Raw genomic sequence first — 12,083 nt, forward strand, 5'->3', positions numbered from 1 at the left:
TCTTATCGATCTCCCCCACTCCCCCACTCCCCCGCTCCCTCCTTGGAATAAACAGGTAATAGCAGCGGATTCGGTATGACGTTCTAGTGGTATCCTAGTGATGTAAAATTGCTGTGAAATCAAGGCTGGGCTTTATGCAGGTTAATGATTTAGGGTTTCTGGCAAGCATCCTGTTTGTGCTTGTACCAAGTGTGTTTTTACTAATTCTGTACATTCAAACCACTACCCGCGAAAGCGGTAAAAAAGCTGATTAATGCAGCGCTGAGCAAAAATCCGTCAATAAAGAGAGTTTTGAGTTTTGAATCAAGTTTATTTAACTCAAAACTCAAAACTCAAAACTTAACCGACAGTGCGTGCCAACAATACGGGACAGTTGGCGTAAACTCGCACGTAGTCTGAGAGAGAAGTGCCCAACAGTCGGTCTAAGTCTGGGAGACCTTTGGCGATCGAAGGACGACGATCGGGAGATCCTAGCATTAGCAGGTCTGTGCCGACTTCCTCGGCAATGCGACAAATTTCTTCACCAGGCTTGCCAGTGCCGATAATGCAGCGATAGGCAACGCCCATTTTTTTGGCTTCTGCGACTGCCGGTGCTAGAACGGGATTAGTTTCGGGGCTGCTGCTTTCTACTTTCGGGTTGATGCGAACTAGAATCAGCTGACCGCCTTTGATATCCCGTAAAAGAGACAGAGCCAGCTTCAATGTTTCTTTAGAGGCTTCGGACCCATCCATTGCCACCATGATTTTGGAGATTTTTTTGACGTAGATATCGTCTTTGACCAACAGCATGGGGCGAGCGGAGAGCTGAAAAACATACTGACTGACGGAGTTTTCCAGAATTGACTCTAGACGCTTGAGTCCGCGAGAACCCATAATAATCAAATCAGCGTCGATTTCATCGGCAACCTCGCAAACTATACTCTTGGGGTCGCCTTGTCGCAACATGGCGTTGACGTGATTGGGATCTAATTGCAAGCTCTGAATGGCAGTGGCGAGAATTTTGCCGCCTTCTTCCCACTTGGCGGTCATGCCATCGGAGGTTACTTGGGGAGAAACGACGTGCAAAACGGTTACAGAGGCGGGTTTGAGGGAAGGAATTTCCATCAACGCCTTGAGCATTTCTTCAGTATGACCCGTTCCGGAGTCGGCTAGCAATATTTTTTCTATCATCGGTTTGTCTGCTTGAGATCGGAATCTATCAGATTTTTTTGGTGTTTGATTAAGCGGAGATCGGGCATTTTCAATCTATCTCTCAAGATAGAACGAGTGCGTGGCTTCTTTAGCAAGTCTTTTACAAGCTGTTACAGAAAAGTTGTTTATCGCTGGCATATACATCTTCTAATAATACAAATTGTTAAGTTTTTTCCGATTGTGGTTGTTTTTCTACCTTCTTACTAACGACGCGATAGATCTCCACGCTTTGCCGTCGGCCTTTCAAATCGATCGGCCCCCAATATTCGACTTGAAATTTGCCGTCGATGTAAACGAAAGTTTCGCGGGCAATTAGTACGCGGCAGTTGCAAGGTTGAAGATCCTTGCAGCAACTTTCCAAACGGGAGGCAATATTGACGCTATCGCCGATGATGCCGTATTCTAAGCGGTCTTTGCCCCCCAAACTACCGGCCACGACTGGGCCTGTAAAAATACCGACTCGCATTTGAATTGTGGGTAAGCCGCGACGAAGCAGCTGGGAGTTGAGTTCTTGGAGACGATCGCCCATTGCGAGGGCGCAAGCTACAGCTGAGTAAGCGTCCTGAGCTATTTCTTCTAGTGTGGTGCGACATATGGGTACACCAAACACCGCCATGATGCCATCGCCAGTAAATTTATTGATGATGCCGTGATGAACTTGCACTTCTTGGGCGATCGCGCTGAAATATTCATTGAGCCATTCCAGCAAAACGGTGGGCGACATTTGTTCGGCGATCGTGCTGAAATCTTTGATATCGGAGAACAACAAAGTCGCGGTGAGAGTTTGTCCGGGTAATTTGCCAGATTTGAGCAAGCGATCGCGGTGTTGCCAAAAGGCGGCGGCAATTTCCGGCGAGGTGTTCTTTCCCAAGAGTTTCATCACCATCTGCTGCTGCTGGTAGGAAGTGTAGGAGTAATCTTCTAGTAGGAGTTAAACTGGACATTTCCGGACATTCCGTGACATAATTTCGGATGCTACCTAAAACAAGCCAAAATTCATGCCAGAATCAGCAATATTCGCCGCGACGTCATCCAGAAAATGACAACAGACTTGAGTCGTCGGGTATATTGCATCCGCATAGAAGATTTGAATATAGCTGGCATGATGGCCAACCACAAACTAGCTAGTGCGATAAGCGACAATTGCTTTTATGAAGTACGTCGCCAATTAGTTTATAAGCAAGCGCATTACGGGACAAAAGTAGAATTAGTTGATAGATGGTTCCCCTCATCAAAAACCTGTTCAAAATGCGGTCACGTTCAGGTAATGAAATTATCAGATAGAGTGTTTCATTGCAGGGAATGCAACCACATCCAAGATAGGGATGCCAATGCCTCAATCAATTTGGAAAATGCGCCGCCCAACAAAGTAAGGTTGGCTAAACCTGAACTAAACGCCTGCGGACAAGAAGGTGCCGACACCCTTGGTAGAAACAGGAAGTAGACAGCGTTGTCCGGTTATGTCTGGCAATGTATAAGTTCTACGTAGCAGACAGAATTGTCCGATCTTAACTGTTAGCAGAAAGCCTATGCTCAAGTCCCTCAACAAACTCCCGCGTCAGTTCACTATCGGCTTAACCTTTCCCATCATCTATCTGAATGGCTGGCTGCTGCTAAGGTTAGCTAGAGAGCTACAGCCTTTGGTCAGCACTTTAATTGCAGCTACTCTGATTGCCTTTTTGCTAGACTATCCAATCCGATTCCTTCAAGAGAGAGGGTTAAAGCGAAGCTGGGCTGCCATATTGGTACTGCTAGTTTTTCTGCTGTTTTTAGCGACCCTGGTGCTGTTTGTGGTGCCTGTGATTTTACGGCAGGCGAATGAATTGGCAATTAGGTTGCCGGAGTGGCTCAAGTCTGGTCAGCAGCAACTGCAAGCTCTCCAAACTTGGGCAATTGCACAACAGTTGCCGATCGATCTCAATACCAACTTAAATCAGTTGATCGAAAAATTAACTAGCGTGCTGCGTTCTTTGACGGGTCAACTGATCGGCTTGGTCTTCAGTGCGATCGGCAGTATTGTAAATGTTTTCTTGACGCTGGTGTTCGTCATCTTTCTGGTTTTAAAAGGTGACAGTCTTTGGAATGGCATTTTAAGCTGGTTGCCCGCCCAGTGGGGCAGTCAAATTCGACAATATTTACCACAGAATTTCGAGCGTTACATTGCCGGTCAAGTTACTCTGGCAATCATCATTGCGATCGCTCAAACCGCAAATCTATTGATTTTAGGTGTGCCTGTAGCTCAGTTATTTGGATTTGGGATTGGTGCGGGCAGTTTGATCCCATTTGGCGGTACGGTTGTGATTGTTTTGGTGAGCTTTTTGCTGGCACTGCAAAAGGTTTGGTTAGGAGTCAAGTTTTTAGTACTGGCGGTAATAATCAATCAGATCGTCGAGAATGTCTTGGGGCCGCGCATTGTGGGCGAACTGACTGGTTTAAATCCGGTGTGGATGCTCATTTCTTTGGATATTGGAGTTAAGCTTGGGGGAGCCTTGGGGCTGCTGGTGGCTGTACCGATCGCTGCTTTTATCAAAGCAACTTTTGATAAAATCCGCGCTTCTAACTTCCTCTTTCAAGCGCAAACTGTGGCTGGAGAAATTGTCTCTTCTGCACAAGAAAACGATCGACCTGCGGATGTGTCCCCCAGTCAATCAGTAGGTTAATTTCAGGCGTTGTACGATCGCTTGGGCTTCGACAAGAGGCGAGCTGCGATCGCACCACCGATAAATCCAAATAAGTGTCCCTGCCACGATATCGCCGGATGGGATGGCAAAACTCCCCAAATTGCGCCGCCGTAGAAGAAGCCCACAATTAATGACAGCGCAATAGATACAAAGCTGCGTTCAAAGAACCCTCGCAGCAACAAAAATCCCAGGTAACCAAAAATTAACCCACTAGCACCGATGTGAACGGAATTTGATGGGGCAGTTAGCCAAACACCAAGTCCGCTGACAAGCATTGTGACGCCGGAAACTGTAAAAAAATCTCTGGTTTCTCGCAGCATAATCAACCAACCCAAGGTGAGGAAAGGTACGGTGTTAGCTGCTAGGTGAAACAAATCGCCGTGCAGAAATGGGGCGAATAAAATGCCGCGCAGACCTATTTCGGTGCGGGGTATTATACCATAAATATTCAGCGCTCCTCTGAGCAAGAAGAGATCGACAATTTCTAAGCACCACATAAAGGCGGCGATGCCGCCTAAGATGATGACTTGGGTTTTCAATTCACTAAATATTGCTTTGGCGTCTTCTCTGCTCATTTTTTTTGCCTCTAATGTATCTATTTTTATTGTTTCTAAGGTAGCAAGTTTAGTGGTACGTTCGCAGGACTAGGTATGTAGGTGTAATATTATGTCTGGTGGTATGGGTAGTATATGAGCGATACGAAAGATTATCTGTGGAGATCGGGGGTTAATTTTTTACCGCAGATGTAGGCAGATAAACGCAGATAAGAAAGAGATTTTTTATGGAACCGATTCTACCAGATATGATATAATTTTATGAATTATCGCTACATACTTAGCACTTTGCTTAGGTAATCGGCGATCGCAACTAATAAATTCTGACGAGTAAAGCTGTCGCACATTGATTACCCCGTCAATATCCAGAAAAAGCACCATTTGTTGCATGGATATTTGCCTAGATCGCCTCGAACACCATTTGGGGGATCAGTAACAGATCTGGATCTGAGTAAAGCAAACGACCAATTCCCAAAAAGCGTTTGTCTTCGCGATCGATCCGCAAAACTTCCTCTTTTGAATATTCCGCTGGAACTTCTGTTAAAGGAATGCGTTTACCTTGACACCAATATTTTGCATCTGTTGTCGATAGTACGATCGGTTTTAAATGTGACAAAGCTGCTGCTGGGGGAATGGGATTAAAGCTTCGTTCCTGTAGCTGTTTTTCCAATTCTTCAAAAGTCAAACTATCGGACAAGCTTAAACCGCAACTTGCAGTGCGAATTAAAGCGGCAAGTGTTCCGCCAGTTTGTAAAGCTGCACCCAAATCGCGTGCGATCGATCTAATATAAGTACCTGGGCCACAAGCGAGCGCCACATCCAATTCTGGGTATTCCCCACTTCGCCAATCTAATATTTCTATTTTATAAACCTCCACAAGTCTAGCTGAAACTTCAATAGTTTCTCCCGCACGCGCTAAATCGTACAAACGTTTACCTTGAACTTGAATTGCACTGTAATTTGGAGGTACTTGTTGAATTTTTCCTTCAAATTGCTGGAGTGCTGCTTTGACTTCCTCCAAACTCAATCCTGTTACCGCTTGAGATGTGAGAATTTCTCCCTGCAAATCATCTGTAGTAGTAGTTAATCCCAATCTAATTGTTGCTTGATATGCTTTATCTGGCTGCAAATATTGTAACAGGCGAGTTGCCTTACCCAAAGCTATGGGTAAAACGCCTGTAGCAGCGGGATCTAAAGTGCCGCCGTGTCCCACGCGCTTGAGGCGCAAAAGGCGTCGCACCCGCGCTACGCAGTCGTGGGAAGTGATGCCAAATGGTTTGTTTAAATTAAGAAAGCCTTCCACAGTTCAATTTTATAAGTTTACAATTAATGGCACTGCCAGAAGAAAGCAAGTTTTTCTTTATGTTCTGGACATTGCACAAGATAGCCTCTTCCTGCATCGCCCCACATATAAGTAATATTATCTTCTGAATCAAGCTGGAAAATAAATTGAGTCATTGTTTGGTTACAAGTAGGGCAATTTGGGTATGAACTGCCTTGTATCCAATCGGGCCAACCTGCTAATTTATCTCCTGGTTCGGGTCTCCAACCAAAGTAATTGTCCAAAATGTCAAGGTTTTCCTCATTTGGTGTGATGCCAAAGAAGCTTTCTACATCCTCCCAGCTAGGAGAGTCTCCTATCTCTTCCCATCGTATAATTAACTTGGCGGGAAATAAATTTTCTATTTCCGGAATTTCTATCTTTGCTGATTTAGCCTCCGGTTGTACAATCCTAAGAAGTTTGATTTTGGCTGACTCCCCAGCATCACAATCACCCTCACAATAAGGTTCAGTGCTTGTACAATAAAACATTTGTAAAATTCCATTACCGAACTTTTCTTTAAGGCTTTTAGGAAGTTGGTCAAGATTGAGTTGCAAAAAAAGCTGCATCGGTTTTTGGCAATTTGGGCAAATTGGCCAGGTTTCACCTGCACTCAACCAGGGTTTACCGGAAAATTTTGATGCAGTTAAATCGCCATCGCCTTCTCGAACGATCGGTTTCCAAGCCGAGCGCCTCACGCTGCTGAGTTTTGCTTTCAGATTTTCAAATTGTAGATTATTCGATCGCATATTCAAAGGAATTATATTTTCCCATTCGAGCTTACTTAGATATTGCACCTGTATTGCGAACCGCCAGGGATTTTAATTCCTGGGTCATAGCTTTACTCCTCTTAACAAGACTAAAGAAAAATTCAGTTCTTTCTCTGCGTTCCTTTGCGATTACCTTTGCGTTCCTTTGCGTTAAAACAATTACCTCACTTCTCAGCAAATTAACTAACGTCTAGGCGAACCAGTTGCTTGTGTTGTAGGACGCTGAAGCGCCGCTGTTAACTCATCGGAGGAAAGCGATCGCACAAAACTAAGCGGGAGAGGTTCTTGACCGAGGGATTCGACATAAGATGCACTCAAATAGGGTTGATATTCTGACAGATTGGAAACATAAGATTGAAAGAAAGCCAAACTCAAAACATTGGTATAGCGACGTGCTAAAGCCAAGTCTGGGCCAAGCACAGGTTCGGGAAGTGGTAGGTCTGACTCTGTTGGTGCGAGAGTGGAAAAATGGGTACCATTTTTGATGACGACGAGATACTTATTTGGAGTAGTTAGCCAGGTGAAAGGTTGAATTTGTTCTGACAAAGCGGGTGCAACGGTATCGGCGCTACCGGAAACAATCATTACTGGAGATTTTATCTGGCTAAGACCTGTTGGCCCTAAGATGCTGCTAGTTATCGGGTTGATCGCGATCGCAGCTTTGATTCTGTCATCCTGCAAATTATGCAGCGATGTTCCTAATTGCAGCGCCCGACACTGGAGCAAAAGCGATGTATTCCAGGAGTTATTAATAGCAGCGCAATCTTTTTGCAGTTTGGGAAAGTTAAGGGTAGCACCTGATAGAACCAGCGCAGTATAACCGCCAAAAGATTGGCCGATTATACCAACTTCTCGCACATTTATCTGACCTTGGAAAGCCGGATCGTTTTGAGATAAAAGCTCCAATTCATCGAGCAAAAACTTGATATCCAAGGGTCGATTAATAAATTCGATCGGTTCGGATACTTCATTCGCTCTACCGCTGAGTAAATCCTGCAATTGCTGGGCATTGCTACCGGGATGTTCCGGTACGGCTACAGCAAATCCATAGGAAGCTAAATGCTCGGCTAGATAGGCAAAAGTTTGGCGATCGGAACCGACACCGTGAGAAATTACAATTAGCTTAGCTGGGGTATTTAAAGGTGTTCGTTGAGGAGAAAGAGGGATGTAAATATCTGCATTAAATTGGCGACCGCGACTGCGATCGTTCAGTCTAAGAGTTTCTTTTCGCCACTTTAAAGATCCGGCCCTATCTAAAGAAGGAAGTGCAGAAAAATTCACCCGATTGGAGGAAGCAGCGGCGGCAGATTTCTGGGAAACATATGCGATCGCTCTGTCTGTTCGATCGAATATTGTTGAGAGTTCGTTGGCAATTTCTAGACCGCGTGCCAAGTCTATCCTGACGCCGGGAGTAGGGAATTTGCGTAGCACATTCAGCAGAGTCAAACCGCGTCGATCGGCTGATGCTAAAATCAGCGAAGCGCGAATGGCACGGTATCCTGGCTGACCCGAATCGGTTTTGATTACTTGTCCGAGACGTTGCAATAAAACTTCTGCCTGCGGCGTATAAAGAAACTGAGAAACAGGCACTGGGCCAACATCCAATCGCCTCAACAGAAGATTCCGTAACTGCTGCTGCTGTTCCGGTTTGGCATACTGAACGTATGGTGCTAAATCGTCCTCAATTCTGCCTTGAATGGCGTAAGCTTCCAGAGAATTTATCGAAATCGATCGTTCCAAGATATCGTAGGAAAGATAAACTCGCTCTGCTGCGGAAGCACTCGGAGTCGCCGCAACGGTGGGAAGCAGCCAAAATCCTAATAAGATGCCCACCCAGTTGAGCGGTTTTTTGGTAGAATGTATCACCTGATGCAGACTGGGGCGTTTGACGACGGAATTTTCAGCCATAAAAAGCCGGACGATCTGTCACGAAGGGTAAAAGAAAGGAATAGCTACACCGCACAGCGCTGGGGACTGCGCGATCGCAATATCTTCATAGCAACCTATTTCCATAGTGACTTAAAATAGGCTAAACGTCGAGGTCTATATCGTTTTACCTATATTTAGGTAGAGGGGGCGATCGCTCTAGAGGCTTTGATGGGAATTATAAAATTTAAACTCAGCACTAACAACCTCTACATCAAATCCCATGAATAACTCGCCAGATTCTTCTAGCCCGCGTCCGTCCCGCAACCGCTATCAGCCAATCCGAGAGCTAGGACGAAATCGAGAAAATACTAAAATCACGTATTTGGGCAAGGATAGCGCCACTAATCAGCTAGTTATATTAAAGCGATTTTTGTTAAGAAAAGCTGAAGTTAGAACTTTTGATTACCAGACTTGTCAGCCACAAATTCAACTGCTGCGCGGCCTCAATCATCCCGGCATCCCGCGTTATCTAGATTCCTTTCCGACAGGGGACGGGTTTTGTCTGGTGCAGGAATATAAACAGGCAAAATCCTTAGCTGAATCGCCCAATTTGTCACCCGATGAAATCAAGCGTATAGGCGTTGCGGTTTTAGAAATTTTGGTATATTTGCACCAACAGAATCCCCCAGTAATTCATGATAACATCAAGCCAGAAAACATTTTAATTGATGATGGTTTTAATGTTTATTTAGTAGATTTTAGCTTAACCAAAATAGCTGCCAGTAAATCTGGGTTTTTGCCTCCGGAACAGTCAGGCGATCGCAAACGAGCAGAAGCTAGGGATATTTATGGGCTGGGAGCCACCCTGATTTGCTTGTTGACTAACAGAAAATCAACCGAAATTCACACCTTAATCGATAACAAGAAGCAAATTAATTTTCAGCATCTACTCTCCGGAATTAGCCTGCGGTGGATCGAGTGGCTGGAAAAAATGGTGGAAGCATCCCCGGAAAACCGTTACTCGAAAGCAGCAGTTGCATTAAAAGCGCTCAAGCCAATTAATGCTATAGCTATAGCACAAGTGAGCTTTAGCTCATCTACCGTGGAATTTAAAGCAGCTAACCCAGGCGAAAAATTGACTCAAACACTCACCGTTACTAACTCGAATTTAGATACAATTCTGCAAGGTAAATGGTCAGTTGCACCCTCCAGTCGCGAGCCGCGTCGCCTCACAGATTCTCATCCTTGGATAAGTTTCGCTCCAGCCAGTTTTAATGGTAATCGTTCGGATTGCAAAATTACCGTTGATACTAGCAAATTAATTGCAGATAAAGTTTACGAACGCCAGATTTTATTGCAAACGAATTCTTCACCAGAAACTCACTCTTTAGTCATTAAAGTTCAAACTGCTCCTCTGACAACTCTCAAACTGCCCCTACTTTCTCTAGGTATGCTGTTTGTAATTGCTTGCTTTGGCGGTTTGGCTGCGGCGGCTTTAATAGGACATAATGGGATAACTAATTGGTTAATACTAATCCTTGGGTTAGGAGTTGGAAGCAGTGGCGGAGTAGCGGCGGCGTTTTCTTATACAGATCTGTTAAAAAGGATAATAGGTATGATAGGCGGTCTGGCAACTATAGTTGGTTTTCTGCCAGTAATGGGGTCTGAAGTTGATGTGATTGGTGGATTTTTTCTGGGGTTAATAGTGGGTGCTTTGGGGGGAGTTGTGGTCAAAAATCATCTGGAGAGAAAATTCCCGATGAAATTGGCTGCCATAATTTCTATTCTCACAGCAGGGTTAGGTATGAGTTTTGGAACGGAATTTATAGATGGGTTATTTAATCCATTTGTGCTGCTGGCTTTGGCAGGAACGGGTTTACCGTTAGTTGGGGCGATCGCACGTCTCAATTTGCATAATAAAACTGTAATTGATAACTATCGAAAATCGGAACGATATTTGATTAAGCCATAATATGCGATGCCATACAAAGGGAAGATTCGGGATCGACCCGAATCTAATTTGCCCTTTTACTTACGACTTTTACCAAGTGCGATCGCGATCGATCCAGCTACTACCAAAACCGCCCCAAAAACCGCCAAACCTGTCAGCTTTTCCGGTGCAACTAAGTTAGGGAAAAATAACGACACAGCCCACATCGACACTAAAGTAACCAGGGGTGCTAAAGCCAAAACTGCACTTACTTTTGATGCTTCCCAATGTTCCAAAGACTCCGCAAAAGCACCGTAAGCAAACACAGTATTCAAAGCACAAAAAATCAGCATTCCCCAATGCAATGGGCTGAGAGTTAACAACTGCTGTGGCGAAGTGGCGGGGGTAAACACTAAAGCACAGCACCCATAAATCAGCAGCATGATGTGAGAAGAAGGCAATTTTTGCAGCAATTGTTTTTGTGCCATCGCATAAACAGCCCAAGTTATTGCCCCTACTACAACCATACCGCTGCCCAGCAGATATTTAGTCGGTTCAACGATGAAAACTCGCAATTGTTCGTTGAAGAAAAGAATCAATCCTAAAGTCAAAACACCCAAACCTATCCATTGACGCCGGGTGTAACGTTCCTTGAAAACAACTATGCCGCCCAAACCCATTAAAACGGGAGCAATCTGAATCAAAACTTCTGCGTGAGATGGCGAAGTGTATGCCAAACCTTGCAGGAAAAGCAAGTAATTAATTGCCAAATAAACAACGGCAATACCTAGCAATTGTATAGGTAATCTTCGCAATTTTTCTATAGGCGGTAATTGCTGACGTGCAGCTAAATACCCACCCAGCAGTCCAAAAGCCACCAAAAAGCGAAACCAGGTGAGGGTATAAGCATCAAGCGCTTGCACCGTTACGCCAAGCGCAACAGGTAGAACGCCCCAGAGAAAGGTTGTGAAAAGCGATAGGGCTAAGCCTAAACGCCAGTTACCAGAACTTTGATGAAGTCGCATTATGTGATTTTAGATTTTAGATTTTAGATTTTAGATTTTGGATTTATGGGAATCGTAAATCTAAAATTTGACACCATATAAAACTACCCGCTGTTCTGCCATCAATTCAATGGGTGGTTGTTCTATGAGGTGGGAACTCATAAGTTATCCTTCCTTCGCGTCCTTCGCGTCTTCGTGGTTTAATCTTTCAACATTGCCAAAAGTGGTGGGCAATGCCCACCCTACAGTTAATTTTCCAACATTTGCAAAAGTTCTGCTTCCGACAATTGGGTGATGCCTAACTCTTCTGCTTTTTGTAGTTTGGAACCGGCAACTTCGCCCACAACTAAGTAATCGGTTTTGGCACTGACAGAACCTGTGACTTTCCCACCAGCATTTTGAATTAATTCTTTCGCTTCATCTCGCTTGAGGGTGGGCAATGTTCCGGTAATCACAAAAGTTTTGCCTGCCAAGGACAATTTTCTTGTGGGATGGGCATCTTGCCCGTCCTTTGGTATTAAATTTGCCAGTTGCAAACCAGCAGCTTTTAATCTGTTAATTAATGTCTGATTTGCGGGAACTCGGAACCACTGAAAGACTGATTGGGCAATTTCCGGGCCGATGCCGTAAACTGATTCAATAGAAGCTGCGGAAGCTTCGACTAATTGCTCAACGTTAGTGAATTTTTGGGTTAAAGTTTGGGCGTTGACGCTGCCAACGTGACGAATACCCAATCCGTATAGTACTCTAGACCAAGGTTGGG

The 12,083-nt window shown here is 44.7% G+C and carries 12 protein-coding genes and 1 pseudogene; 4 read left to right on the forward strand and 9 right to left on the reverse strand.

Features of this window, described 5'->3' with window-relative positions; all coding sequences use genetic code 11:
• Positions 1 to 134 precede the first annotated feature (134 nt).
• Positions 135 to 254 carry a photosystem II reaction center protein PsbM gene (psbM, locus tag H6S82_RS05105; protein ID WP_190473924.1) on the forward strand — a complete coding sequence of 40 codons (120 nt, stop codon included), beginning with the start codon at positions 135 to 137 and terminating at the stop codon, positions 252 to 254.
• An 85-nt stretch (positions 255 to 339) separates the two neighbouring features.
• Here the strand turns inward: psbM and H6S82_RS05110 are convergent, their stop codons facing one another.
• On the reverse strand, positions 340 to 1,170 hold the full coding sequence (locus H6S82_RS05110; protein WP_190473900.1) for a universal stress protein: 831 nt from the start codon (positions 1,168 to 1,170) through the stop codon (positions 340 to 342).
• 184 nt (positions 1,171 to 1,354) lie between these two features.
• A pseudogene (locus tag H6S82_RS05115) lies at positions 1,355 to 2,095 on the reverse strand (adenylate/guanylate cyclase domain-containing protein); the annotation flags it as partial.
• A 135-nt stretch (positions 2,096 to 2,230) separates the two neighbouring features.
• On the opposite strand from H6S82_RS05115, the gene H6S82_RS05120 reads away from it, so the two are divergent.
• Both H6S82_RS05120 and H6S82_RS05125 read left to right on the forward strand, forming a co-directional pair.
• Positions 2,231 to 2,635, forward strand: coding sequence for a zinc ribbon domain-containing protein (locus tag H6S82_RS05120; RefSeq protein ID WP_191056055.1), 405 nt, complete (start codon positions 2,231 to 2,233; stop codon positions 2,633 to 2,635).
• A gap of 85 nt (positions 2,636 to 2,720) precedes the next feature.
• Positions 2,721 to 3,851 (forward strand): AI-2E family transporter, encoded by a 1,131-nt coding sequence (locus H6S82_RS05125; RefSeq protein ID WP_190470064.1) that lies wholly within the window; start codon positions 2,721 to 2,723, stop codon positions 3,849 to 3,851.
• 2 nt (positions 3,852 to 3,853) lie between these two features.
• On the opposite strand, the gene H6S82_RS05130 is transcribed toward H6S82_RS05125, so the two are convergent.
• The 5 genes from H6S82_RS05130 to H6S82_RS05150 form a co-directional block, all read right to left on the reverse strand.
• Complete coding sequence (locus H6S82_RS05130) at positions 3,854 to 4,447, reverse strand: rhomboid family intramembrane serine protease (RefSeq protein WP_190470067.1); 594 nt, start codon at positions 4,445 to 4,447, stop codon at positions 3,854 to 3,856.
• 204 nt (positions 4,448 to 4,651) lie between these two features.
• Positions 4,652 to 4,816, reverse strand: coding sequence for a hypothetical protein (locus H6S82_RS05135; protein WP_190470070.1), 165 nt, complete (start codon positions 4,814 to 4,816; stop codon positions 4,652 to 4,654).
• 10 nt (positions 4,817 to 4,826) lie between these two features.
• Positions 4,827 to 5,729: a tRNA pseudouridine(55) synthase TruB gene (gene truB / locus H6S82_RS05140; RefSeq protein WP_190470073.1), complete on the reverse strand. Its 903-nt coding sequence runs from the start codon at positions 5,727 to 5,729 to the stop codon at positions 4,827 to 4,829.
• A 23-nt stretch (positions 5,730 to 5,752) separates the two neighbouring features.
• Positions 5,753 to 6,496, reverse strand: a complete 744-nt coding sequence (locus tag H6S82_RS05145; protein WP_190470168.1) for a DUF1963 domain-containing protein — start codon at positions 6,494 to 6,496, stop codon at positions 5,753 to 5,755.
• 204 nt (positions 6,497 to 6,700) lie between these two features.
• Positions 6,701 to 8,425 (reverse strand): alpha/beta hydrolase, encoded by a 1,725-nt coding sequence (locus tag H6S82_RS05150; protein WP_190470076.1) that lies wholly within the window; start codon positions 8,423 to 8,425, stop codon positions 6,701 to 6,703.
• Positions 8,426 to 8,666: 241 nt separating this feature from the next.
• On the opposite strand from H6S82_RS05150, the gene H6S82_RS05155 reads away from it, so the two are divergent.
• Entirely contained in the window at positions 8,667 to 10,358 is a 1,692-nt protein-coding gene (locus H6S82_RS05155; protein WP_190470079.1) for a protein kinase, read from the forward strand.
• Positions 10,359 to 10,414: 56 nt separating this feature from the next.
• Here the strand turns inward: H6S82_RS05155 and H6S82_RS05160 are convergent, their stop codons facing one another.
• Together H6S82_RS05160 and H6S82_RS05165 are read right to left on the reverse strand one after the other, a co-directional pair.
• Positions 10,415 to 11,341, reverse strand: a complete 927-nt coding sequence (locus tag H6S82_RS05160; protein ID WP_190470082.1) for a DMT family transporter — start codon at positions 11,339 to 11,341, stop codon at positions 10,415 to 10,417.
• A gap of 227 nt (positions 11,342 to 11,568) precedes the next feature.
• Positions 11,569 to 12,083, reverse strand: a 515-nt coding sequence (locus tag H6S82_RS05165; protein WP_277926387.1) for a helix-hairpin-helix domain-containing protein, incomplete at its 5' end; no start/stop codon positions are given.

Origin of the sequence: Planktothrix sp. FACHB-1355 (assembly GCF_014748295.1) — a bacterium.
GTDB lineage: Bacteria > Cyanobacteriota > Cyanobacteriia > Cyanobacteriales > Aerosakkonemataceae > Aerosakkonema > Aerosakkonema funiforme_A.